Origin of the sequence: Halomonas sp. DP5Y7-2, from assembly GCF_019802025.1 — a bacterium.
Lineage (GTDB): Bacteria > Pseudomonadota > Gammaproteobacteria > Pseudomonadales > Halomonadaceae > Halomonas > Halomonas litopenaei_A.
This window is the reverse complement of the sequence record NZ_JAHVHY010000008.1, coordinates 194,709-218,447: the sequence shown is the minus strand read 5'-3', so window position 1 is coordinate 218,447 and position 23,739 is coordinate 194,709. Positions and strand designations below refer to the sequence as shown.

The window sequence follows — 23,739 nt, the reverse complement described above, 5'->3', positions numbered from 1 at the left end:
AACAGACAGTGGGAGCGGGGCTCGTCTGGTCTGGGATGGCTGGGCTTGGCTGGGATGGCTGGCACCCAGCGGCAAGGGAAGGCTTACTCCAGATAGGTGTAGCCGTCGAGCCCCTCGGACAGGTCATCCAGGAAGTGACGCTGCTCGCGAGGATCCAGATTGCTGCGGGTGAGCTGCACGCGCAGACGTTCGCGCAGCACGTCAGCATTGAAGTTGACGTAGCCCAGCACGTCGGACACCCGGTCACCCCACTGCAGGTTGGTCAAGCGCCAGCCGCCGTCGCGATCCAGTGAGGCATCCACCGCATCGGTATCACCGAACAGGTTATGCAGATCGCCCAGAATTTCCTGGTAGGCGCCCACCATGAAGAAGCCGAGCAAGCGCTCATCCCCCTCATGCCACTCGGGCAAGGGCAGGGTGGTCTCTACCCCCTGGCCATCCACGTAGCTGTCGATACGTCCGTCACTGTCACAGGTGATGTCCTGAATGACGCCGCGACGGCTGGGTTCGCGGTCCAGTCCGCACAGCGGCAGCACCGGGAAGATCTGCTTGATGCCCCAGACATCGGGCATCGACTGAAACAGCGAGAAGTTGACAAACAGCTTGTCCGCGAGCTTCTCGGCGAGTTCATCAAGGATCTCGCGATGGGCGCGATTGCGGGGGTCCAGCTGTGAGCGAAGGGCGGCACAGGCGGCAAAGTAGACGCCCTCGCCTTCGGCCCGTGCTGCCAGGTCGGCGGCTCCCAGCACGAAACGATCATGCAGATCGCCCATGTCCTGAATCAGGTCATGCCAGGCTTCCATCAGGCCGCGCGGCTCGGGCTCACGCTGCAGAAAGTCCAGCGTACGCCAGAGCGCTTCCACTTCGGGGTCGTCGCTCCGGCGCTCGCTGGGCGGCTGGGTGTCCACGCTCTCTTCGCCGATTACGTTGGTGATCAGGACGGCGTGGTGCGCGGTCAGCGCTCGGCCCGACTCGCTGATCAGGTGCGGCTGAGGCAGGTCCTCTGCGCTACATACCTGATTGAAGGCATAGACCACGTTGCGGGCGTACTCGAGCATGGAGTAGTTGATCGAGCAGAAATTGCGCGAGTGGGTGCCTTCGTAGTCGACACCCAGTCCGCCGCCCACGTCCACCGTGTCTACCGGGGCACCCAGCTGGTGCAGGTACTGATAGAAACGGGCACATTCGCGCAGGCCGCGCTGAATATCACCGATATTGGCGATCTGGGACCCCAGGTGGAAGTGAACCAGCTGCAGGCTGTCGAGGCGGCCTGCCTCGCTCAGGCGCTCGACCACCGCCAGGATCTGGCCAGCGGTCAGGCCGAACTTGGACTTCTCTCCGCCGGTATCCTGCCACTTGCCACGTCCCACGGATGACAGCCGAGCACGCAGCCCGATGCGTGGCGTCACGCCCAGGCGTTCGGCCTCTTCCAGAATCATCGGTAGCTCGGACAGCTTTTCCACGACCAGGTAGACCCGGTGGCCGAGCTTCTCGCCCATCAACGCCAGACGAATGTACTCGCGGTCCTTGTAGCCGTTGCACACGATCAGCGACGGGCCATCCCCTGACAGGGCCAGCACCGCCAAGAGCTCTGGCTTGCTGCCTGCTTCCAGACCCACGCGATCGCGCCCGCGCTCGTTGGTGGCGAGAATTTCCTCGACCACGCGACGCTGCTGATTGACCTTGATCGGGTAGACCGCGGTGTAGCCGCTGGTGAAGCTTTCCTCTGCCATGGCCTGATCAAAGGCCGCGCACAGCTGCTCGACCCGGTCATGCAGAATATCGGTAAAGCGGATCAGCACCGGCAGGCGCAGACCGGCCTTGCGTACCTGCTCGACCAGGCCGATCAGGGGCAGGCTGGGGCCCGGTTCGACCTCGCCGAGGGGCCGCACCAGCGCTTGTCCGGCTTCATCCACGTCGAAGTAGCCACTGCCCCACTGGTCAATGTTCCAGGTACGGCGGGCGCGTTGCACGGCTGCATCAGGTTGCGGCTTCTGGCTCACAAGCGAACCTCGGTGTCGGGCAGGGGAAGAGCGCCATGCTCCAGGCGCGAGCGCAGGATGCGCCGGAACTGCTCTGGGTCATGGGGCGTCAGGTCATGGGCCGGCGGGTCCACATACACCACCAGCAGGCGCGACAGCCAATAGCGCAACGCCGTCAGGCGCAGCATCAGCGGCCAGAGCGCGCGCTCCTGGGCGGTCAAGGGGCGCTCGGCGAGGTAGGCCTCCAGCAGCGCATCGTGGCGCTGCTGGTCGAGATGGCCATCGCCATCGGTGGCCCAGTCATTGATGACAATGGCCAGGTCGAACAGCAGGTCACCGGTGCAACCATTGTAGAAGTCGATGATGCCGCCCAGCTGCTCGCCGTCGAACAGCGTGTTGTCGCGGAACAGGTCACCGTGCAGCGCGCCCTGGGGCAAAGGCTGCTCGAGGGTTTCCAGGGCCGCCTGGTAGGCATCCACTTCATCCTGCATCAGCGCCTGGTCTGCGGGTGACAGATAGACCAGCACCTTGTGATGCATGGCGCTCAGCCAGTGAATGTCACGAGGGTTGGGGCGGTGTCCGCTGAAATGACGCGAGACGCGGTGCATTTCGCCCAGGGCCTGTCCCAGCGCCCGGCATTGAGCGGTATTGGGGGCCTTGGGGTGGCTGCCCGGCAGGCGCGGGAAAAGCAGCGCAGGGCGACCCGCCAACTCGTGCAATGCGACGCCGTCGCGGTCGTGAATAGGGCCAGCGACGGGGATGCGATGCTCGTCGAGGAAGTCCAGCAGCTCGACGAAGAATGGCAGTTCTTCGTGTTCACCCTGCTCGAACAGAGTTAGCACCAGTTCTCGCCTGTCGGTGGTGACAAAGAAGGTGCTGTTTTCGGTGCCTGCGGGCACCCCTTGCAGCCTTGTCAGTTCGCCGACGTCAAAACGGCTGAGAAAGCCTGAGACCTGTGAGTCTTCAAGCGGAGTGAATACGGCCATGGATCGTCTCGCCCGGGGTTGCCAAGGCGCCTATTGTAGCGACTTGGCAACGAGTTGCACGTGATCGAGAAACGTAATCTCAGCGGAATGACAGTGCCCCTTGGGGCAAGTGCCCGGCAGCGGGCCTGGGGCGCGCAGGGCGCGGACAGCAAACGTGCAAGGTGAGCACAACGGGCGGGTAGCGAAGGCGGAGCGACGACGCTCGTCGATTGGCCCCGGCCAGGCTATTGGACCCTGCTTGGCTATTGGACCCAGCTGGGCACGTCGACGCTATCGCTGGTCTGGCGCTGGAAGTTGCCGTCGCCATTGCGGTCCACCAGGAAGTAGGTGCTGCCACCCTTGGGCTCCACCTTGATGGCATACAGCTTGCCGTTGACTCGGTACTCGCTCAGGGTCTGGCCGGCTTCCTGGCGTACGCTGACATCCGGTTGCACCTGCGCCACAGCGGGTGCCGCTGTCGCCAGTAGCGTCAGGGCCAGCAGGCTAGCGCTGGTGAGGCGTTGAATCATCATGGTAAGCCTCCTGATGACAGTTCATCGTCAAACGGTTTGGTAGAACGGTGTTCGATAAGACCATGATACGTGTCGCGGGGTTCCCCGGCAAAGGCGTTGTGGTCGCGCCGCAGCGGGCTGACGCTGGTGCCAGGGTGGAGCGACGCTCTGGGCTTCACTCGGCGAAAAGCGACCGGCAAAAGACGCACGGGATGCGTATCATGTGTGGCAACGTAGACATTCTTTCTTACAGGGACGCCGATCCATGGCCTCTAGCCCCATCGTTCTCGTCGACGGTTCCTCCTATCTTTACCGTGCCTTTCACGCCCTGCCGCCGCTGACCACCTCCGAAGGTCAGCCTACCGGTGCCATCAAGGGCGTGATCAACATGCTCAAGCGCCTGATCAAGGACTATCCGGACAGTCCCATGGCGGTGGTCTTCGATGCGCCCGGCAAGACCTTTCGTGATGAGCTGTACGATCAGTACAAGGCGCAGCGGCCGCCGATGCCGGATGACCTGCGCGCTCAGGTCGAGCCGCTGCACGACTGCGTCAGGGCGCTGGGCTTGCCGCTGCTGTGCATCAAGGGGGTCGAGGCAGATGATGTCATTGGCACCCTGGCCCGGATGGCGACGGACGCCGGCCGCGACGCCGTGATCTCTACCGGCGACAAGGACATGGCGCAGCTGGTCAATGGCCATATCACCCTGGTCAACACCATGAAGGACGAAACCCTGGATGTGGCCGGGGTGAGGGACAAGTTTGGTCTGCCGCCGGAGTTGATCATCGACTACCTGGCATTGATGGGCGACAAGGTCGACAACATCCCCGGAGTGCCGGGGGTTGGCGAAAAGACCGCTATCGGCCTGCTGCAGGGCATGGAAGGCGGGCTGGATGTGATCTATGGCGACCTCGACAAGGTCAAGACCCTGTCATTTCGTGGCGCCAAGACGTTGCCCAAGAAGCTCGAGGAACATCGCGATCAGGCCTACCTGTCGTACACGCTGGCCACGATCAAGACCGACTGCGAGCTGGAGCTCGGCCTCGATGACCTGGCCATCGCTGCGCCGGACCGTGAGGCGCTGAAGACGCTTTACCAGCGCCTGGAGTTCAAGAACTGGCTGTCGGAGTTGCTGGCCGGTCAGGACGAGGGCGTCGATGATGTGGCGGGTGGCACGGCCACCCCGGCGGGGAGCGATGACGCCGAGGATGGCAAGGTCGCCGCGGGGGATACGCGGGAGGACCACGTGATTCTCGAGCAGGCCGAGCTGGACGCCTGGCTCCAGCGGCTGGCCGACGCCGAGGCCTTCTGTTTCGATCTGGAAACCACCAGCCTCAACTATATGGAGGCCGAGATCGTCGGTATTGGCCTTGCCCTGGCCCCGGGCGAGGCCGCCTACATCCCGCTGGCCCATGACTACCTGGATGCCCCTGCCCAGCTCGATCGCAAGCAGGTGTTGGCGTCGCTTGCTCCGATACTGGCCGATGAGCGCATCGCCAAGATTGGCCAGAACCTGAAATACGACATCTCGGTACTGGCACGCTACGAGATGGCGGTCGCCGGGCCTCTGATCGATACCATGCTCGAGTCCTACGTGCTGGATTCCACCGCCACCCGGCATGACATGGACTCCCTGGCGCTGAAGTACCTGGGCGAGGGCACGGTCAAGTTCGAGGATATTGCCGGCAAGGGTGCCAAGCAGCTGACGTTCAACCAGATTGCCCTGGAACAGGCGGCTCCCTACGCCTGCGAGGACGTCAATATCACCCTGCGCCTTCACCACGAATTGCGCCCTCGCCTCGAGCAGACGGGGCGATTGGCCGAGGTGCTCGACAGGCTTGAACGGCCGCTGGTTCGGGTGCTGTCGCGGATGGAGCGCAACGGGGTAGCGTTGAACGTCGAACTACTGCACACCCAGAGCCAGGAGCTGGCCGAGCGCATCCGTGAGCTCGAGGCCAGGGCGTTCGAGCTGGCCGGACGAGAGTTCAACCTGGGTTCGCCCAAGCAGCTGGGACAGATCCTGTTCGAAGAGCAGGGCATTCCCGTGATCAAGAAGACCCCCAAGGGCGCGCCGTCCACCGCCGAGGCGGTGCTTGAAGAGCTTGCACTGGATTATCCGCTGCCCAAGCTGATCATGGAGCATCGCGGCCTTTCGAAGCTGCGCTCCACCTATACCGACAAGCTGCCCAGGCTGGTCAACCCGTCCACCGGTCGTCTGCACACCAGCTATCACCAGGCGGTGACGGCCACCGGTCGGCTGTCGTCGTCAGATCCCAATCTGCAGAATATCCCGATTCGTACCGACGAAGGACGCCGCATCCGTCAGGCCTTTGTGGCACGGCCTGGCTATCGCATCGTGGCAGCGGACTATTCTCAGATCGAGCTGCGCATCATGGCGCACCTGTCCGGTGACAAGGGCCTGCTGTCGGCCTTTGCCGATGACAAGGACATTCACGCCGCCACGGCGGCTGAGGTGTTCGGTGTCGGCCTGGACAAGGTGTCCAGTGATCAGCGCCGCAGTGCCAAGGCGATCAACTTCGGGCTGATCTACGGCATGAGCGCCTGGGGGCTGGGTCGCCAGCTTCACATCGAGCAGAGCCAGGCCAAGACCTACATCGATCGCTACTTCGATCGCTATCCCGGGGTAGCCCGCTATATGGAGCGTATCCGTGCTCAGGCGGCCGAGGATGGCTACGTCGAGACAGTGGCCGGGCGCAGGCTCTATCTGCCGGAAATTCACTCTCAGAACCGCGCTCGTCGCCAGGGTGCCGAGCGCACCGCCATCAACGCGCCCATGCAGGGGACGGCGGCAGACATCATCAAGCAGGCCATGATCGACATGGACGATTGGCTGACCGAGCAGGCGGGCAGCAATGGCTTCGATGCCTGGATGGTGATGCAGGTCCACGATGAGCTGGTGTTCGAGGTCAAGGAAGACCAGGTGGACGCCTTCATGGCCGAGGTCAAGACGCGCATGCAGAATGCTGCCAGCCTCGATGTGCCCCTGATTGTCGAAGCCGAGAGCGGTGCCAACTGGGACGAGGCGCATTGAGGCCAGGGGGAGTGCTGGACCACCGCTGCGCGCCTTTCAGCGCCAGCGCAGGGGGTGACGCAGGCCAAGGCGGCCGTGTTCATCCCAGTCGTCCCAGCCGGAGAAGGGGATCGTCGACTCCCCTTCCAGGCTATCAAGCCTGGCTCGCCAGTCGGCCTTGGTGCTTTCGAGGTGGCTGCGGAATGCGGCCTCCTCCTGGTAGGCAAGGCCGCCGCCCTGGATGCCGAAGGCGAGCTGGGGCGGCAGCACCTCAAGGCCGAGGTAGTACAGGGAGCAGTGGAGGGGGTACATCAGCTTAACGATGTCTCCCGCCCGTCCTGTTGGCTCGAAGGCTTCCGCCGGCGACCCGGTCGTTACTGCACAGATGGCGCGCTTGCCCTTGAGCCGCCCGCGATCATAGCGGCGACTGCCGGAATACAAGCCTCCGTATACCATCACGCGATCGAACCAACCCTTGAGCATGGCCGGCGGACCATGCCACCACAGTGGAAACTGAAACATCACCAGGTCCGCCTGTTGCAGCCGTTGGATTTCTCTTGCCACATCCTCGGGAAGTTGTTCGCCTTCGAAGGCATGGCGTTGTTCCGTCAGTGCATTGAAGACCTGTGAATCCTGACGATGGCGATAGTGGCGTGGGTGTTCAATGGCATCGAAGCCTTCAGCGTACAGGTCGCTGATCTCCACCCTGTGTCCCTGGGTGGTCAGGATGTCGACGGCGATGGCAGACAAGGCGCCGTTCAAGGATTGGGGCTCGGGGTGACAGTGAACAATCAGCACATTCATGGTCGACTCCATTGCGGTGGGTGGGGTTCAGGCTATGCCTTACACTTGTGCAACGAAATTCCCTATTCTTGTCGGCAGGCTTTGCAAAAATGAACAGTTGGGACGACTTGAGGACGGTGCTCGAGATTTCGCGCTCGGGCTCACTCTCAGGGGCGGCGCGCCAGCTTGGCGTCAGCCACGCCACCGTGTTTCGGCGCCTGAAGAACATCGAGCGGCGTCTGGGTGTGCTGTTGTTCGAACGCTCACCTGGTGGTTACCAGGCCACCTTGGCGGGGGAAGAGATGGCACAGGCGGCAGCGCGCGTGCACCAGGAGGTAGAAGGAGTGACGCGCCGCATCCAGGGGCGGGATCAACGGCTGGAGGGCGTCATTCGCGTCACCCTGACAGACTCCTTGCTGCAGGGGCTGCTGATGCCAGTATTCGAGGCGTTCCAGCGATGCCACCCCGCCATCGTGCTTGATGTCTCAGTGTCAAATGCCCTCTATGATCTAGCCGCACGTGACGCCGAGGTGGCAATTCGTCCCTCCAATCAGCCGCCGGAGACGTTGGTCGGTCGGCGAGTCGGCTCGATTCGCCAGGCGATCTACGTGGCTCGCGACGGCGACATCTCCGAGCCGGGCGACATCACCGCCTGGATCGATCAGGGACAGCGCCCCGACGATGCGGCGCTGGCGGCCTGGATGGAAGACAAGGTCGAACGAGACATGGTTCGCTTCCGTTGCGATAGCCTGCTGGGGCGGCAGCAGGCCGCCAGACGTGGCCTGGGGGCGGTAGTGCTTCCTTGTTATCTGGGCGATGTGGATGCCGACTTGAAACAGGTAGGAGATGAGCAGGAGGCGTTGACGGTGGACCTGTGGCTGCTGGCCCACCAGGACATGCGTCAGGTTGTGCGGCTACGCCTGTTTATCGACTTTCTTGCCGAGTCACTCAGGGCGAGGTTGGCGCCCGAGGCGGCGGGCGCAAAACACTAGGCTCTGTCCGAAAAGTCGACGAGCGAAGGTTAGACAAGGCAAAAATCGGTGAGAAAGCGCAGTTTACGGGGTGTAAATGAGCATTTTGACCGGGCTGGCGCACCAGCCGATTTTTAACGCTGTATTACCGAGCGCAGGCACTTTTCAGACAAGCCCTAGGCCAAGTCCTTGTCCTGACGTCTGCTAGCGCTACGACTTCGGACAAGATCCACCGGCAGCGAAACAAGGAGAGCGACGATGACGACAGCACCTGTACGCCCGAAGATACTGGCCTTCGATATCTTTGGCACCGTGGTGGATTGGCACGGCAGTATCGTGCGCGAGGTCGAGGCCCTGGGCCTGCTTGACGGTCCCGGCTGTGCGCTGACGCCAGCTGACTTTGCCCGAGCCTGGCGGGCGGGCTACAAGCCTGCGATGGCTCGGGTGATGTCAGGCGAGCTGGGCTGGACGCGCATCGACGACTTGCACCGGATGATTCTGGACGAGCTGCTCGATCAGTATCACCTGGCGCTGGACGAGCCGGGGCGGAGGCAGCTCAACCTTGCCTGGCACCGGTTGGCGCCTTGGCCCGACAGCGTCGAGGGGCTTACGCGACTCAAGCAACGCCATGTGATCTGCACCCTGTCCAACGGCAATCTGGGGCTGCTGGCCGATATGGCCAAGCTAGGAGGACTGCCCTGGGACCTGATTCTGTCAGCAGAGGTCTTCCGCGCTTACAAGCCCCATCCGGACACCTACCTAGGCGTCGCCGAGGTGTTCGAGGTGGACCCATCGGAGGTCATGCTGGTGGCCGCCCACCAGGATGATCTCGACGCCGCTCGCGGCTGTGGCCTCAAGACCGCTTACATCGAGCGCCCCCACGAGTTTGGCGCCGACGCCCCCAAGTCGGTGGAGGGATCCTCCGCCAACGACCTTCACGCCAGCTCGCTGACGGACCTGGCCCGCGCACTGCAGTGCTAGTGGGCCAGTCGCTGGAGGCTAAGGATAATGACCATCGAACCTGGTGATGCCTGGGGACTGGCTTTGCCCGCCAGGTAGTCCGCCTCGACAAGTGGTCATTCACCACTGCCGAGATCGTGTTGCGGGTGCTATGGTGTCGGTCATGGAATGCCAACTTGGTCGTGGATGCCACGGCCCCATTGCCGGAGACAAGGATATGACACGGGTAAAGATGGGATGGGCAGCGCTTGCCATGGTGACGCTGGCAGGCTGTGCGTCGACCTCGCAGCCACAGACCGCCGCGGAAATGTTTGACTGTAGTGCGCTCAATCAGGCGGTGGCGAGTGCCGAAGGAGGCTTTGCTGGCATCAAGGGGCGCTTCGAAGACAACCGTCTGACCCGCACCTGGGAAACCGACGTTCAGGCGTTTCATGAGTCCTGCCTGATCACCTCATCCCAGCGTCCCGATCATTATTCCTGTTTCGGCCGCATGGACAGCAATGATCCGCGCGGGGCGCTCGCGGTCGGCGGTGAAGCGCTGGGGCAATGTCTCGGTGCGGACTGGTCCTCGACCCGTGAGGAAGGCAGCGACCGCTTGATCTTCTCCAAGGCAGGCACCGACACCACCGTGTCACTGGAAACCTTCCTGAATGATCGCGGGCGTCGCATGGCCAGCCTGGATGTCTGGCAGCATCCGGATGATCTGCGACTGGAGTCCACCGGCCGCTGAGCGCCATCTCGACGTTGCGGACGAACACGCCGCGATCCAAGACGCTGCGAACGAAAAAGCCCCGAGCCATTGACTGGCTCGGGGCTTTTTTTGCGTCAGGCCTGCAACTTGGCAGTCGCTGGCCTCAGCGACGGATCAACGCCAGCCAACGCGGTCGAAGATCTTGATCGCTTCCGGGTTGTTTTCACCCAGCACGCTGACGTTGACGTCGTCCTTCTTGAACTCGCCCCAGGAAGACAGCACCTCATCGAGGGCGACGCCTTCCACCACCGGGAACTCGTGATTGCCCACCGCAAACAGCTCCTGGGCCTTGTCGGATGCCAGGAACTCAAGGAAGGCCACCGCGTTATCGTGGTTCGGCGCACCCTTGACCAGGCCAGCGCCGCCGACGTTGACGTGGGCACCACGGTCATCCTGATTGGGGAACAGGATCTGAACGCTCTCGGCGGCTTCGCGCTCGTCGTCGTTGTCGGATGTCAGCAGGCGCACGTAGTAGTAGTGGTTGGCGACGGCCACATCGCACTCACCGCTGGCCACGCCCTTGATCTGGTCACGATCACCGCCTTCCGGGTCCCGCGCCATGTTATCGACGACGCCCTGGGCCCACTCCTCAGCCCCTTCCTCGCCGTGGTGCTCGATCATCGATGCCAGCAGTGACTGGTTGTAGATGTTGTTGGACGAGCGAATGCAGATCTTGCCCTTGAGGCTCGGGTCAGCAAGCTTCTCGTAGGTGTCGACCTGTTCAGGATCGATGGTCTCCGGGTTGTAGAAGATCGCACGCACACGCTGGCTGAAGCCGAACCAGTCACCTTCAGGGTGGCGCATGCTGGCGGGCAGGCGCTCATTGAGCACCTCGGAGTCCACCGCCGCGAAGATGCCTTCTTCCTCGGCACGCCACAGACGGCCAGCGTCCACGGTCATCATGATGTCTGCCGGGCTGGCTTCGCCTTCGCGCTTGATGCGCTGAATCAACTGATCGGAATCGCCCTGCAGCACATTGACCTCGATGCCGGTCTCCTCGGTAAAGGCATCGTACATGGCCTGGTCTGAGTCATAGTGACGAGCGGAGTACACGTTGACGCTGCCGTCGGCGTAGGCAAGGCCGGAAGCGCTTGCCAGGGCAATGGCGGCGGCGAGGCGAGTGGCGTTTGACATCGGAGACCTCTTGTAGTGGGGAATGATAATACGTGTCATTCTGCGATGATATTGAACGGCTTGTTGCCGGTGGCGTCAATCATTGTGCCTCCACGGAGCGATGGCGATGGCTTCACTCGGCATAGTCGGCACGGCTCATCCGAGGTAAGCCCGCTACCATAGGGGCAGTTACCTCAATAGAGGCAGTAGCCTCGACGAGGGGTGCGCCTGCCAGGGGTGTGACAGGCGGTGCGGGGCACGCACCGGCGCTTGCCAGCGTCTGGTGAAGGGAGCTGGCCGGCGTCTGGTAACGGAAAAGGGGGAAGGCGTGTTGGAAGGATTCGCGTTACCATGGCCTGCCCAGCGGCGCTGGTGGGCGTCCCGAGGCCGCAGGGCCTGACACCCGCCACTCTTGTTTTCGGCTCTTCAGGTGCGATGACCGTCATGCCCCCACACTCTGCCTCCGCTGCTGCCGAGCAGCTAGCACTCGAACAGACACCGTTGATGACCATGCACAAGGTCCAGCATCGCTACGCTGATGCGCTGGCGGTGCGTGATGTGTCCTTTTCGATAGCGCCAGGGGAAGTGGTGTGCCTGCTCGGGCCCTCCGGCTGTGGCAAGACGACCTTGCTGCGCATTGTGGCGGGGCTTGAGGCGCTGCAAAGCGGGGAGCTGGTGTTCGATGGGGAGCGCCTTGCGGCCCCCGGGCTGGCCCATGTCCCCCCCGAAAAGCGCAGCGTCGGCCTGGCATTTCAGGAGTCGGCGCTGTTTCCTCACCTTAGCGTGCTCGACAACGTCAGTTTCGGGCTTAAGGGACTGCCGTCAGCCAAGCGCCGACAGCGGGCGCTGGAACTGCTTGCCCAGCTTGGCATGGACGGTTATGCCGAGGCATTTCCTCATACCCTGTCGGGAGGTCAGCAGCAGCGCGTGGCCCTGGCCCGAGCCCTGGCGCCTTCGCCCAAGTTGATGTTGCTTGATGAGCCCTTTTCCAGCCTCGACGCACGACTGCGGGACCGGATTCGGGACGATACCCTGCACGTGCTGAAGCAGCTGGGCGCTGGCACCCTGCTGGTGACCCATGACCCGGAAGAGGCCATGTTCATGGCCGATCGTATCGTCTTGATGCGAGAAGGCAGGGTGGTGCAGGCAGGCACCCCGGAAGAGCTCTACTGTGCGCCCGCGACGCCCTTCGTGGTGACCTTCTTTGGGGACGTCAATCGTCTCGAAGGGACGGTGCAGCGGGGCTATGTGCGCACGGCCGTGGGACCGGTGGCAAGTGACCTGGCCGAGGGTTCGCGTGCGCAGGTGCTGGTGCGACCGGAAGCGCTGCGGGTGGTGGAGATCGACAGTCCCAAGGCGCACGAACATCACAGCCACGTGCTGATGGCACGCCTACTGGGACGCAGCAGCCTGTTGCACCTCTGCGTGCATGGCAGTGATGGCCAGGAAGCCCACATGCACGCCCGCGTACCCGGCGTCTTTCTTCCCCGCGAAGGCCAGGCCGTTCAGGTCAGTCTCGATCCGGCCCAGGCCTTTGTCTATCCCGCCGACATGGTGTGATATCAGGTGATATCAGCTGAGATCGGATGATCTCAGCTGACATGAGCTGGCCCGGCTGACGCTCAGTCTGATCAGGCGCCTCTGTGGCCAGGGCGCGAGCGGCGCATGGCCAGGCTCAGCAGGACCACCGGAATGATCCCTACCGCCACGATCGCCAGCGAGGACGTGGACGCCTCGGCGAGCCGCTCGTCGGCGGCCAGGTTGTGGGCCCTGACCGCCAGGGTGTCGAAGTTGAACGGACGCAAAATGATCGTGGCCGGCAATTCCTTCATGACATCCACAAAGACCAGGATACCGGCGGCCAGCAGACTGCCTCGCATGATTGGGGTGTGCACCTTGCGCAGCGTGCCGGTAGCGGTCTCCCCCAGGGTGCGTGCAGCGGCATCCATCGACGGTGTGACCTTGCCCAGGCTGGCTTCCACCGCGTTGAAGGACACCGCCAGGAAGCGCACTACGTAGGCGTAGATAAGGATAAAGGCGGTGCCGCTGAGAATGAGCCCGATCACCTCCCCGGTGGCGGCCTTGTAGAGCTGATTGACATGGTCGTCGACCCAGGCAAAGGGAATCAGGATGCCGACGGCCACGACGGACCCCGGGATGGCGTAGCCAAGGGAGGCAATTCGCGTTGCCGTGCGGGTCACCGCGCTGGCTTCCAGTCTGGCGCCGTAGCTCAGGATGACCGCCAGTCCCACCGCCACCAGCGAGGCGCTGATGGCCAGCAGCAGGCTATTGCCGGCGTACTCCAGAAAGGCGCCTCCCAGCACGCTGTCGCCAGCCTTCAGGGCCATGCTGCCCAGCAACAGGCAGGGCAACACGAAGCCCACGGTCACCGGCACGGCGCAAGCCAGTGTCGCCCCCCAGGCACGGGCACCTCTAAGTCGATACTCCGGCAGCTGCTGATAGCGGTGCGAGGTGTGATGAAAGCGGCGCTTGCCCCGTGACCAGCGCTCGAGCAGCACGAACAGGATGACGAAGGCCAGCAGGCAGGCGGCCAGCTGGGCGGCGGCGACCTGCTCGCCCAGGCCGAACCAGGTGCGGTAGATGCCCGTGGTGAAGGTATCGACCCCGAAGTACTGCACCGCGCCAAACTCATTGAGGGTCTCCATCAGCGCCAGCGATACCCCGCCCACCAGAGCCGGACGCGCCAACGGCATCGCTACCTGGGTGAACATCTGCCAGGGCGTGCGTCCCAGCGTTCGTCCCACATCCAGCATGCACACCGACTGCTCCAGAAAGGCGGCTCGCGCCAGCATGTAGACGTAGGGGTAGAGCACCAGGGTGATCAGGGTGGCCGCCCCAGGCAGGGAGCGAATGTCGGGGAACCAGTAGTCACCGCGCGACCACTCGAAGGTCTCCCGCAGCAGGCTCTGCAGTGGGCCTGCGTACTGCAGAAAGTCCGTATAGGCATAGGCGATGACATAGGTAGGCACCGCCAGTGGCAGCAGCATGGCCCACTCGAACAGGCGCTTGCCCGGGAAGCGGCACATGACCACCAGCCAGGCGCAGCCGGTACCGATCGCCAGCGTGCCAAGGCCGACGCTCAGGACCAGCAGCAGGGTGTTGACCAGGTAGCGACTCAGCACAGTGTCGGCAAGGTGGCGCCAGATATCGCCAGCAGGCACAAGAATGTGGCCAAGAATGACCAGCACCGGCAAGGCGACCACGGCGGCAACACCCAGAGTGAGCCAGCCCCAGCGAGATAGCCGTCGTGATGGAGCGTTGGCCATTGAGGAAGAACTGCTGGACAAGGGGATACTCCTGGTCGGACACCGCAGGTCGGGCGGGACGCAAGATGATACCAGCCCGTCGCCGATGCTGCAGTCAGTGGAAAGGGACAGGGGCGCGGTATCGCTCAGGTATTCCTGCCAGGCAGCCACAGGATGGCTTTGAAAGTGAATGAGTATTCATTTATTTTAAAAGGCATCTGACAGGAGGCTTTTTGATCGTGCGACCCCGTGATGACAGCAAGCGAGTGGGACTGCTCGAAGCCACTCTGGTCGAAGTGACAGAGCACGGCTTTCAGGTCGCCTCGGTCGCGCGTATTGCGCGTCGCGCCAAGGTCTCGCCGGCGACGGTCTACATCCACTTCACCGACAAGACCGCGCTGCTCGAAGCGACCTTTGTGCACGTGTGTGACCGCTTGATCGATACCGCGCTGGAAGCCTTCGATGACGAAGTCGACTTGCGTGCAGGGCTCAAGGCGATCTGGCGGGCGTTGTTCGGCTTGGCGCTGGAGCAGCCGCGGCTGTTTCGCTTTCACGATGCCTTTAGTCACTCGGTATGGATGACCGACGCACTGCGTGAGCGCAACGACCGCCGACTGTCGCCGCTGCTTGACGTGGTGGACCAGGGCCAGCGCAGCGGTGTGCTCAAGCCCGCCGGTCGCGCCCTGGTGCACTGCTTTCTGTTTTTGCCGATCTATCAGCTGGTACACGGCCAGCAGTGCCACCCCTTCGACCCCAGTGACGCCAATATCGAGCTGGCCTTTGCCATGGCCTGGGATGCGATAGCCGCCGGTCCGGAGACGGCTACACAAGGCTGTCGCTGAATACGTCCTGTTGGCGCAACAGCCTGAACCAAGATCCTGGCGCAAGGCATTGAAACAAAACTGAATATTGACCCCCTGTAGCCCCTGACCCAAGACCCCTGGATGCATTGGAGCCCCCATGATCCCTTTCCGCCAGCGCCTGATTCTTCGTCGACGAAGCCTCGTCGCCACGCTGCTTGCCGTCGTTGTGATAGCCGGCTGTGAGGCCGACCAGCCGCCACTGACGCAGCAACAGGTGCATCCGGTGAAGCTGGTAGCGCTGGATGCCAAGCGCCAAGGCATGCTGATGCGCTATCCCGGTCAGGTTCAGGCATCTGAGCGTTCGGAGCTCTCCTTTCGCGTTGGCGGAGAGCTGCGCGAGCTTGCCGTACAGCCAGGCGATGAGGTTGAAGCCGGCGACTTGATCGCTCGGCTGGACGACCGCGACGCCGAGAGTCAGCTGGCCAGCGCTCGCTCCAGTTACAGCCTGGCGGAGGCGACCTACGAGCGCATGCGTATCTCGCTGGAGCGCGGCGCCATCAGCCGCTCACGCTTCGACGAGGCCAGGGCCGAATACCTCTCGGCCCAGGCCCAGCTCAAGCAAGCACAGGATCAGGTCAGCTACACCGAGCTGACGGCGCCGTTCAGCGGTGTGATTGCCTCGGTGCCTGTCGATAACTACCAAGTGGTCACCGCCCAGCAGACCATCGCCGAGCTGCAGCAGCCAGGTTCCATCGATGTCACCTTCCAGCTGCCGGAACAGCAGGTGCGCCGGATCAACGACGAGCGAGCTCAGGCGGTGCAGGACGGTGATGAGGCCGTGGTGTGGGTCACCTTCGCCGAAAATCAGCAGCAGCGGTACCCGGCCCGCTACAAGGAGCACGACAGCAGCGTGAGCCAGGGCTCGCTGAGCTATGAGGTGACCCTGACCCTGCCTGAGCCGGAGGACATCACCGTGCTGTCAGGCATGAGTGCGACCGTGCTGCTCGACATGAGTGCGCTCACCGGTGACAGCCGAGACCCCTGGCGCGTGCCGGTGGCCGCGGTGACCACTCGCGAGTCAGCCCCTGAGCAGCCAGTGGTGTGGCGCTTTGTGCCGGATGATCCCGCCGCCGCTGAAGGCCCCGGCAAGGTCGAGGCCGTGCCGGTGACGCCGGGGCCGATTACCACCCGCGGGATGTTGATCGAAGGCGAGCTTGAGGCCGGTGATCGGCTGGTGGCTGCCGGTGCAGAGCGGATGCAGGAAGGGCGACAGGTGCGCCCGTGGATCAAGGAAGAGGGGCTCTGATCAATGGTCGATTTTTTCCTGCGCCAGAAGGTGATCAGCTGGATGATCACCCTGCTGCTGGCCATCGGCGGCGTCGTGTCCTTCTTCGGCCTGGGCCAGCTCGAGTTCCCCGAATTCACCATTCGTAACGCCATCATTTCGACCCAGTACCCTGGCGCGACGCCTGAGCAGGTCGAAGAAGAAGTCACGCTGCGCCTGGAGAAGGCCATCCAGCAGATGCCTGACCTCAAGCGTGTCAGCTCGGTCAATGCCGACGGCCTATCGCAGATCACCGTGGAGCTGGAGAACACGGTGCGCGAGAACGAGCTGGATCAGTACTGGGACCTGCTGCGCCGCAAGATCAATGATGCCCAAGTTCAGCTGCCTCCTGGCGCGGGCACGTCGATCGTCAATGACGACTTCGGTGACGTTTTCGGCTTGCTGCTGACCTTGACGGGCGCGGACTACGGCCAGCAGGACCTGGAAGATCATGCCGACCTGCTGCAACGCGAACTGCGCCTGGTCGAGGGGGTCAAGAAGGTGGCCATCGCCGGCACGGTGCAGGAGCAGGTGGTAGTGTCCCTCGATCGTGACCGCATGAAGGCGCTGGGAATTTCGCCGCAACAGCTCAGCGACCTGCTCAATGCGCAGAACGTGGTCGGTGATTCCGGTCACATCAAGCTGGACGGCCTGTCCCTGTCGCTGCAGCCGACCGGCGAGTTCGACAGCGTCGAAGCGCTTGAGCAGCTGGTGGTAGGGCGGCCGGGTAACGGCCTGATTCGGCTGGGGGATATCGCCGAGGTGTCGCGTGAGCTCAGCGACACGCCCCAGTTGTTGTATCACGCGGGCGGCCAGCCGGCGCTGTCCATCGGGATTTCCTTCGCCTCCGGGGTCAATGTGGTGGAGGTCGGCGAGCGGGTAGAGGCTCGACTCGCTGAGCTTTCCCAGCGCATGCCGCTAGGGATGGAGCTGGAGACCGTGTATCACCAGCCCCACGTCGTGGAAGACGCGGTCAACGGGTTTTTGATCAACCTGGCGGAAGCCGTTGGCATCGTCATCCTGGTACTGCTGCTGTTCATGGGCGTGCGCAGCGGACTGCTGATGGGCTTGATTCTGCTGCTGACCATTCTCGGCACCTTCATCATGATGTCGATCCATGGGATTCAGCTGCAGAAGATATCGCTGGGCGCCTTGATCATCGCCCTGGGCATGCTGGTGGACAACGCTATCGTTGTCACCGAAGGCATGCTGATCGGCATGGCCAGAGGCAAGACCAAGCGCCAGGCAGCGCTCGAAGTGGTCGGACAGAACCGGCTGCCCTTGCTGGGGGCCACGGTGATCGCCATCACCGCCTTTGCCCCGATAGGGCTGTCTCCTGACGCCACCGGTGAGTTCGTCGGGTCGCTGTTCTGGGTGCTGTGCTATTCGCTGTTTCTCAGTTGGATCACCGCCCTGACCCTGACACCGTTCTTCTTTGATCTGTTCTTCAAGGACCGCGTCGCGGGCGATGACCAGAGTGACGACGTGGACCCCTACCGCGGGCTTTTGTTTCGGGTCTTCCGGCGCATGCTTGTCCTGGGTATACGGTTTCGCTACCTGACGCTGTTGCTGGCGGTCGCCCTGCTGGCCGGCGCTCTGTCGGTGTCCGGTCAGGTCAAGAACGCCTTTTTTCCGGATGCCACCACCCCGCTGTTCTTCGCCGATGTGTGGCTGCCGGAAGGGACCGATATTCTCGATACCGAGCGCACCGTCGAGCGGCTGGAGCAGAAGGTCCTCGAGATGGAGGGCGTGACCCAGGTGACCAGTGTGATCGGTGGCGGCGCCCAGCGCTTTACCCTGACCTATGCCCCGGAAGACCGCTACGCGAGCTTTGGCCAGTTGATCGTCGAGACTCGTGATCGCGACAGCCGAGAGGCGCGCATGCGCGACGTGATCGAGACGCTGCGACAAGACTTCCCGCGGGTTCAGTACAAGGTGCAGGCGCTGCAGGTAGGCCCATCGGCCAAGGCCAGCATCGAGGCGCGTATCTACGGTGATGACCCCGAGACCCTGCGTGAACTGGGGGCACAGGTGCGCGGCATCTTTCAGGATGAACCCATGGCGGACAGCATTCGCCTGTCATGGAGCAACCGCGAGAGCGTCATTGTCCCCGAGTTCCTGGATGAGCAGGCACGCCGGGTGGGGGTGACCCGCGATGGTCTGCAGCAGGCCTTCCGTCTCAACAACGATGGCGAGCAGGTCGGCGTCTATCGGGAAGGCAGTGAGCTGATCCCGATCGTGATGCGCTCCCAGGAGGGGCAGCGCCACGACATCGATAACCTGGGCGCCATCAACGTCTGGAGTGAAGAGCAAGGGCGCTACCTGAGTGCGGGCAACGTGCTGGGTGAGCTGCGTACCGAGCTGCGGGACCCCTTGATCAAGCGCCGCGACAGGCGGCGGATGTTGGCCGTCTACGCAGAGCCCATGCCGCTCTCCGGTGAGACCGCTGCCAGCGTGCTGGGACGGCTGCGGCCCCAGGTGGAGGCCATCGAGCTGCCGCCAGGCTACGCCATCGAGTGGGGCGGTGAGTACGAGACCGCCAGCGAAGCTCAGCAGGCGCTGCTGTCGTCGCTGCCGATGGGCTTGCTTGGCATGTTCATCATCACGGTGCTGCTGTTCGGGCGCCTGCGACAGTCGCTGGCCATCTGGTCCATCGTGCCATTGATGATGATCGGCATCATTGGGGGCCTGGCCCTGTTGGGAGCCCCCTTCACCTTCATGGCGCTGCTCGGCACCCTGAGCCTGATCGGCATGGTGCTGAAAAATGCCATCGTCCTCATGGAAGAGATCAACGTCCAGCGCAAGCTCCAGGACGATGCCCATGATGCGGTGGTCCAGGCCGCCGTCAGTCGTGTACGCCCGGTCACCATGGCGGCGATCACCACCATGTTGGGCATGTTGCCCCTGTTCACCGATGCGTTTTTTGCCTCCATGGCCGTGGTGATCGTGTTCGGCCTGGGGGTGGCGACGCTGCTGACGCTGGTGATGGTGCCGGTGGTGTACTGCACGCTGATGCGCATTCGCGCGAGCTGAGGTTGGGCCGTGATAGCTCCCGGCGACGTCAGCCGCCGGGGGCATAGAGTTCGCGATTCGGTGTGACGGCAGAGGCGTCCTGCGTGCTCTGTGCCTGCGGGTCAGTGGACGCCAAGTGCTGCTCCAGCCACCCCGTCAGCAGGGGCCACAAGGTCTCCCGGTGGCGTCGGCGGAAGCCGTCCAGGTGTCCCAGTGCGCCACTGCCCAGCGTCTCAGGAGTGAGCTGCAGACGCGTCACCGGGGCCTGGGTGAAATAGGACGTCAGCAGGTCAATGCTGTCGCGGCTGGCGTAGGGGTCGTCATCGAAACCGACCACCAGCAGCGGTATGGTCAGCCTGGCGAAACGGGCCTCTGCGGCAAGCTCAGGATCATCGAAGAAATAGCGCGGCAGACTGATCCAGTGGCTGCACTGGCGGGCAACGCCGCAGGGAACGTCTTCACTGACCCCCAAGCGCCGACAGGGGACATAGCCGGCGACGCGGGACAGCAGAGGAAACAGGATCTTCAGCAGCACATAGGCCCGCAGGCGAAGCCACGGTGACGTGATGAAGCGCAGGCAACTGGCGTTGCAGGCGATCAACACCGCGGCGCTCAGCAGTCGACTGGCCTCGCCCAAGCCAATGGCATGCCCGCCAAAGCTGTGTCCCACCGCCAGCATCGGGAGCGTCGGCCAGCGCTGGTGCGCCCAGCGCGTCACGCTGTCGGCGTCCAGTTCTGCCCAATCCTGCATGCTCACCTGTAGCTGGTCGAGGTGTTCCGGTCGCGACCGGCCTATCCCGCGGTAGTCATAGCAGATCACCGTCAGCCCTCGTTCACACAGGGCATTGGCAAACCCCTGATAGAGACGCTGGGAGACAGCGGAAGCGGGATGGATGATCACCACTCCTCGCGGGTCCTGGTCGGGTTCGAAGAGGCTGGCGCCGAGCGGATAGGCGTCGGCGGCAGGTAGGGTAAAGCGAGAGACATTGGCCATCGGTTGGGCCCTGCACGGTAGGTTGATCGAGAGGTCGGGATCTCTCGATAAGTAATACGGCGCAGGAACTAGGTCGAGGCTTTACCAAAACGGTAGCGCGGGAGGGTGAAAAGCCGAAGAGTATGCTCTCTCGGTACTGGAAATCTCGTCGCTGCAAAGTAAAAAAGCCCCCGCCGAAGCGGAGGCTCACTCGTACCGTCGCGGTGATCTTGCGTGTACTTATCCGAGCAGCTTGGAGGGCAGGCCGGTGACCAGCCAGGGGAAGTACGACATCAGCACGCAGGCCAGCAGGATCAGCGCGCAGAAGGGAATGACCGCCTTGTACAGATCCAGCGTCTCGACCTCGGGCGGGGCCACGCCCTTGAGGTAGAACAGCGCGTAGCCGAAGGGCGGGGTCAGGAAGGAGGTCTGCAGCACCACGGCGACCATGACCACGAACCACAGCATGTCGACACCCATGGTCTCCACGATGGGGAGCATGATCGGGAAGCTCAACAGTACGATGCCGGTCCAGTCGAGGAACATCCCCAGGACGAATACCAGCAGGAACATCAGGATCAGCGCACCTGTAGTGCCGCCCGGCATGGCCAGAACCAGCTCGCTGATCACATCCATGCCCCCGCCAATCGAGAACACTCCGGTGAAGGCGGTGGCGCCGACCAGCACGAACATCACCATAGTCGTCGTCTTGCCGGCCTCGATGAAGGTGGTATAGCAGGTCGACAGCTTGCGGTCGCCGAAGATCAAGAACAGGCAGAACGCCAGCGTCACGCCAATGGCAGAGGCTTCCGTGGCCGTGGCAATACCGGTGAACAGGGCTCCCAGCACGCCAAGGATCAGGCTCATGGGCGGCAGCACATACTTGCACAAGCGTACGATCAGCTCGCCGGTACTGGTTTCGGCGCGTTCCTCGACACCTACCGGGGGACCGAAGTCAGGTTTGATCAGGCAGACGATGAGCACGTACAGCGCGTACATGCCCCCCAGCAGCAGGCCAGGCACCAGCGCGCCGGCAAACAGTGCGCCGACCGACACGGGAGAGTAGCTGGCCATCAGGATCAGCATGATGCTCGGCGGGATCAGAATGCCGAGACAGCCGCTTGCCATGATCACCCCGGCGGACAGCCCCTTGTGGTAGCCGTACTTGAGCATCGGCGCCAGAGCGATCAGTCCCATGACGGCGATGGAGGCACCAACGATGCCGGTAGTGGCCGCCAGCAGTACCGAGACGATGACCACCGTCAGTGCCAGGCCGCCGCGCACACGTCCGAGCAACAGTCGCATGCTCTCGAACATCTTCTCGGTGACGCCGGAGTCGTTGAGAAAGCGTGCCATCAGAATAAACAGCGGGATCGCCACCAGAACATAGTTGTCCATGGCGCGCCCGTAGATGTTGTTGATGATGATGCCCAGCACCTGTGGGCCGGGGCCAAACCAGGCACCCAGCACCGCCACGCCACCCAGCACAAAGGCCAGCGGGTGGCCCATGAAGAGCCCCAGCATCAGTCCGGAGAACATGAAGATGGTAAGAAGTTCGGCACTCATCGGGCCTCCTCCCTGTCGTGGGTAGTCAGCTCCGTGATAGCGCGGATGACGATGGCGACGGCCTGCAGCAGGATCAGGACACCGGCGATGACCAACACGGCCTTCACCGGGTACACCGGAATGGAGACGATGCCGTAGGTAGATTCGGCGCGGCTCCATGAGCGTTCGAAGAAGCGCCAGCTATAAGTGATGAACATGATGATGAAGGGGGTGAAGAACAGCAGGTAACCCAGCAGGTCGATCAGCGCCCGGCCACGGCGGGACAACAGCTGCTTGACGATATCCACTTCCACGTGGGCGTGATGACGCAGCCCATAGGCGGCCATCAGCATGAAGTGGGTACCGAACAGCATGGTGGTGATGTCGAAGGCCCAGTCACTGGGGCGTCCGAAAAAGAAGCGCATCGCGATGTCGTAGACCACCACGAGGGTGATGATCGCGATCAGCGGAGCGATCAAACGGCCGAACCACTCGTTCAAGCAGTCAATGGCTTTGGCAATGGCGTTCATGGTGGAAGTCTCGTCGATATCCAACGATGACCGGCGGCCTGATCAAGGCCGCCGGCCGGTGAAGGCAAGCGTGTTGCCTAGTTCATGCAGGCTTCGATGTCGTCGAGCGACGGGATGTTGTCGGTGACGCGGCTCATGTTGAAGGGTACTGAGACGTCACGCCACTGGGCGTAGTCCTGCAGGTAGCTGATCATCGACTGATAGACCTTGGCATGCATCGGGTCCTCGCAGGCACCCTGCACGATCACCTCGTTGGTGATGTCCTGGATCTTGGCCAGATCCTCTTCGGACAGCTGGTTGATGGTGGTGCCATCCTCGATGAACTTGGCGGTGCCTTCTGTCGACTGCTTCTCGGACCAGGCCAGTGACCAGGCCATGGTGGCTTCAGAGGCGATCTTCAGCTTGGCCTGAGTTTCCTCGGACAGTGCGTCCCAGGCATCCTTGTTGATCATGACGCCGAACACACTGGCGGACTGGTGCCAGCCAGGGGTCATCCAGTAGTCAGCCACCTCGGAGAAGCCCGCCTTGTAGTCCACCCCAGGGGTGGAGAATTCGGCGCCATCCACCACGCCACGTTCGATGGCCTGATAGATTTCACCGCCAGCCAGAGTGACCTGAGAGCCGCCGAGTTGCTCGAGGACGCGGCCTTGGTCGCGACCGGACAGGCGCAGGCGCTTGCCTTCGATATCGGCGATGGACTCGATTGGCGTGCCACCACGGAAACCCGATTCATTGTTGGTGATACCGTAGGGCAGGTAGACCATGTTGTACTGGCCGTAGATCTCCTGGTAGAGCTCGAAGCCCCCCCATTGGGTAATCCAGTTCAGGTAGTCGACGCCGTTGAACAGGCTGGTGGTCGTTGCCAGCGGCGAAAATGCCGGGCTGCGACCGGCCCAGTAGCCAGGCCAGTCGCCGGCGGCCTGGATGCTGCCGGTTTCGGTGGCATCGAAGACTTCGGTGCCAGGCATCAGGGTGCCGCCGGCGTAGAACTCGATCTGGACTTCGTCACCGGCCAGCTGGTTGACCAGCTCAGCCCAATGCTTGTCGATGGCGATCAGGTCGAGGTTCTCTGGCCAGGTGGTGGTCATGGTCCACTTTTCCTGGGCCATTGCCGAGCTGGACATGGTGGCCAGGGCGATACCAGCCACCAGGCCGGTAAGCGTGAATGTGGTGGTGTGCTTCATGCAGGTGCTCCCCGTGGGTTGTTGTGATTCTGCA

General features: G+C 62.9%; 18 protein-coding genes. 8 read left to right on the top strand and 10 right to left on the bottom strand.

The genetic code is table 11. The features are described 5' to 3' along the window. Positions 1 to 83: 83 nt before the first annotated feature. The 3 genes from speA to KUW18_RS16425 form a co-directional block, all read right to left on the bottom strand. A complete protein-coding gene (gene speA, locus KUW18_RS16435) occupies positions 84 to 2,003 on the bottom strand; it encodes a biosynthetic arginine decarboxylase (protein WP_222561891.1) in 1,920 nt (639 codons plus the stop codon). Further along, positions 2,000 to 2,968, bottom strand: coding sequence for a homoserine kinase (locus KUW18_RS16430; protein WP_206940706.1), 969 nt, complete (start codon positions 2,966 to 2,968; stop codon positions 2,000 to 2,002). The genes speA and KUW18_RS16430 overlap by 4 nt, the downstream gene beginning before the upstream one ends. Positions 2,969 to 3,210: 242 nt before the next feature. Further along, positions 3,211 to 3,480, bottom strand: coding sequence for a DUF2782 domain-containing protein (locus tag KUW18_RS16425; RefSeq protein WP_222163933.1), 270 nt, complete (start codon positions 3,478 to 3,480; stop codon positions 3,211 to 3,213). A 244-nt stretch (positions 3,481 to 3,724) separates the two neighbouring features. On the opposite strand from KUW18_RS16425, the gene polA reads away from it, so the two are divergent. Then, positions 3,725 to 6,511, top strand: a complete 2,787-nt coding sequence (gene polA, locus KUW18_RS16420; RefSeq protein ID WP_222561890.1) for a DNA polymerase I — start codon at positions 3,725 to 3,727, stop codon at positions 6,509 to 6,511. Positions 6,512 to 6,547: 36 nt separating this feature from the next. Here the strand turns inward: polA and KUW18_RS16415 are convergent, their stop codons facing one another. Beyond that, positions 6,548 to 7,294, bottom strand: coding sequence for an NAD(P)H-dependent oxidoreductase (locus KUW18_RS16415; RefSeq protein ID WP_222561889.1), 747 nt, complete (start codon positions 7,292 to 7,294; stop codon positions 6,548 to 6,550). A gap of 89 nt (positions 7,295 to 7,383) precedes the next feature. Between KUW18_RS16415 and KUW18_RS16410 the strand changes: the two genes are divergently transcribed. From KUW18_RS16410 to KUW18_RS16400, 3 genes are all read left to right on the top strand, one after another. Then, complete coding sequence (locus KUW18_RS16410; RefSeq protein ID WP_222561888.1) at positions 7,384 to 8,265, top strand: LysR family transcriptional regulator; 882 nt, start codon at positions 7,384 to 7,386, stop codon at positions 8,263 to 8,265. Positions 8,266 to 8,502: 237 nt separating this feature from the next. Then, entirely contained in the window at positions 8,503 to 9,225 is a 723-nt protein-coding gene (locus KUW18_RS16405) for a haloacid dehalogenase type II (protein WP_222561887.1), read from the top strand. Between the two features lie 196 nt (positions 9,226 to 9,421). Then, positions 9,422 to 9,934: a hypothetical protein gene (locus tag KUW18_RS16400; RefSeq protein WP_222163936.1), complete on the top strand. Its 513-nt coding sequence runs from the start codon at positions 9,422 to 9,424 to the stop codon at positions 9,932 to 9,934. A 135-nt stretch (positions 9,935 to 10,069) separates the two neighbouring features. On the opposite strand, the gene KUW18_RS16395 is transcribed toward KUW18_RS16400, so the two are convergent. Then, entirely contained in the window at positions 10,070 to 11,089 is a 1,020-nt protein-coding gene (locus KUW18_RS16395) for a Fe(3+) ABC transporter substrate-binding protein (protein WP_206940683.1), read from the bottom strand. Between the two features lie 423 nt (positions 11,090 to 11,512). Between KUW18_RS16395 and KUW18_RS16390 the strand changes: the two genes are divergently transcribed. Continuing rightward, a complete protein-coding gene (locus KUW18_RS16390) occupies positions 11,513 to 12,628 on the top strand; it encodes an ABC transporter ATP-binding protein (protein WP_206940681.1) in 1,116 nt (371 codons plus the stop codon). A gap of 71 nt (positions 12,629 to 12,699) precedes the next feature. Here KUW18_RS16390 and KUW18_RS16385 read toward each other — a convergent pair whose 3' ends face one another. Next, positions 12,700 to 14,355 carry an ABC transporter permease gene (locus KUW18_RS16385; RefSeq protein ID WP_206940870.1) on the bottom strand — a complete coding sequence of 552 codons (1,656 nt, stop codon included), beginning with the start codon at positions 14,353 to 14,355 and terminating at the stop codon, positions 12,700 to 12,702. 218 nt (positions 14,356 to 14,573) lie between these two features. Between KUW18_RS16385 and KUW18_RS16380 the strand changes: the two genes are divergently transcribed. From KUW18_RS16380 to KUW18_RS16370, 3 genes are all read left to right on the top strand, one after another. Further along, positions 14,574 to 15,176: a TetR/AcrR family transcriptional regulator gene (locus KUW18_RS16380; RefSeq protein WP_315900685.1), complete on the top strand. Its 603-nt coding sequence runs from the start codon at positions 14,574 to 14,576 to the stop codon at positions 15,174 to 15,176. 118 nt (positions 15,177 to 15,294) lie between these two features. Next, positions 15,295 to 16,443 carry an efflux RND transporter periplasmic adaptor subunit gene (locus tag KUW18_RS16375; RefSeq protein ID WP_206940677.1) on the top strand — a complete coding sequence of 383 codons (1,149 nt, stop codon included), beginning with the start codon at positions 15,295 to 15,297 and terminating at the stop codon, positions 16,441 to 16,443. 3 nt (positions 16,444 to 16,446) lie between these two features. Continuing rightward, entirely contained in the window at positions 16,447 to 19,494 is a 3,048-nt protein-coding gene (locus tag KUW18_RS16370) for an efflux RND transporter permease subunit (RefSeq protein ID WP_222561885.1), read from the top strand. A gap of 28 nt (positions 19,495 to 19,522) precedes the next feature. On the opposite strand, the gene KUW18_RS16365 is transcribed toward KUW18_RS16370, so the two are convergent. From KUW18_RS16365 to dctP, 4 genes are all read right to left on the bottom strand, one after another. After that, positions 19,523 to 20,467, bottom strand: coding sequence for an alpha/beta fold hydrolase (locus KUW18_RS16365; protein WP_222163939.1), 945 nt, complete (start codon positions 20,465 to 20,467; stop codon positions 19,523 to 19,525). Positions 20,468 to 20,686: 219 nt separating this feature from the next. After that, positions 20,687 to 22,012, bottom strand: coding sequence for a TRAP transporter large permease subunit (locus tag KUW18_RS16360; protein ID WP_222561884.1), 1,326 nt, complete (start codon positions 22,010 to 22,012; stop codon positions 20,687 to 20,689). Continuing rightward, positions 22,009 to 22,521 (bottom strand): TRAP transporter small permease subunit, encoded by a 513-nt coding sequence (locus KUW18_RS16355; RefSeq protein WP_206940667.1) that lies wholly within the window; start codon positions 22,519 to 22,521, stop codon positions 22,009 to 22,011. Before KUW18_RS16355 ends, KUW18_RS16360 begins: the two co-directional genes overlap by 4 nt. Before the next feature lie 77 nt (positions 22,522 to 22,598). Next, positions 22,599 to 23,705: a TRAP transporter substrate-binding protein DctP gene (gene dctP, locus KUW18_RS16350; RefSeq protein WP_206940665.1), complete on the bottom strand. Its 1,107-nt coding sequence runs from the start codon at positions 23,703 to 23,705 to the stop codon at positions 22,599 to 22,601. Positions 23,706 to 23,739: the final 34 nt, after the last annotated feature.

What these genes read in the sequence shown, in the direction of transcription:
- KUW18_RS16430 (WP_206940706.1), bottom strand. Translation starts at nt 2,968, where the DNA reads ATGGCCGTATTCACTCCGCTTGAAGACTCACAGGTCTCAGGCTTTCTC.
- KUW18_RS16425 (WP_222163933.1), bottom strand. Translation starts at nt 3,480, where the DNA reads ATGATGATTCAACGCCTCACCAGCGCTAGCCTGCTGGCCCTGACGCTA.
- polA (WP_222561890.1), top strand. Translation starts at nt 3,725, where the DNA reads ATGGCCTCTAGCCCCATCGTTCTCGTCGACGGTTCCTCCTATCTTTAC.
- KUW18_RS16415 (WP_222561889.1), bottom strand. Translation starts at nt 7,294, where the DNA reads ATGAATGTGCTGATTGTTCACTGTCACCCCGAGCCCCAATCCTTGAAC.
- KUW18_RS16410 (WP_222561888.1), top strand. Translation starts at nt 7,384, where the DNA reads ATGAACAGTTGGGACGACTTGAGGACGGTGCTCGAGATTTCGCGCTCG.
- KUW18_RS16405 (WP_222561887.1), top strand. Translation starts at nt 8,503, where the DNA reads ATGACGACAGCACCTGTACGCCCGAAGATACTGGCCTTCGATATCTTT.
- KUW18_RS16400 (WP_222163936.1), top strand. Translation starts at nt 9,422, where the DNA reads ATGACACGGGTAAAGATGGGATGGGCAGCGCTTGCCATGGTGACGCTG.
- KUW18_RS16395 (WP_206940683.1), bottom strand. Translation starts at nt 11,089, where the DNA reads ATGTCAAACGCCACTCGCCTCGCCGCCGCCATTGCCCTGGCAAGCGCT.
- KUW18_RS16390 (WP_206940681.1), top strand. Translation starts at nt 11,513, where the DNA reads ATGCCCCCACACTCTGCCTCCGCTGCTGCCGAGCAGCTAGCACTCGAA.
- KUW18_RS16385 (WP_206940870.1), bottom strand. Translation starts at nt 14,355, where the DNA reads ATGGCCAACGCTCCATCACGACGGCTATCTCGCTGGGGCTGGCTCACT.
- KUW18_RS16375 (WP_206940677.1), top strand. Translation starts at nt 15,295, where the DNA reads ATGATCCCTTTCCGCCAGCGCCTGATTCTTCGTCGACGAAGCCTCGTC.
- KUW18_RS16370 (WP_222561885.1), top strand. Translation starts at nt 16,447, where the DNA reads ATGGTCGATTTTTTCCTGCGCCAGAAGGTGATCAGCTGGATGATCACC.
- KUW18_RS16365 (WP_222163939.1), bottom strand. Translation starts at nt 20,467, where the DNA reads ATGGCCAATGTCTCTCGCTTTACCCTACCTGCCGCCGACGCCTATCCG.
- KUW18_RS16360 (WP_222561884.1), bottom strand. Translation starts at nt 22,012, where the DNA reads ATGAGTGCCGAACTTCTTACCATCTTCATGTTCTCCGGACTGATGCTG.
- KUW18_RS16355 (WP_206940667.1), bottom strand. Translation starts at nt 22,521, where the DNA reads ATGAACGCCATTGCCAAAGCCATTGACTGCTTGAACGAGTGGTTCGGC.
- dctP (WP_206940665.1), bottom strand. Translation starts at nt 23,705, where the DNA reads ATGAAGCACACCACCACATTCACGCTTACCGGCCTGGTGGCTGGTATC.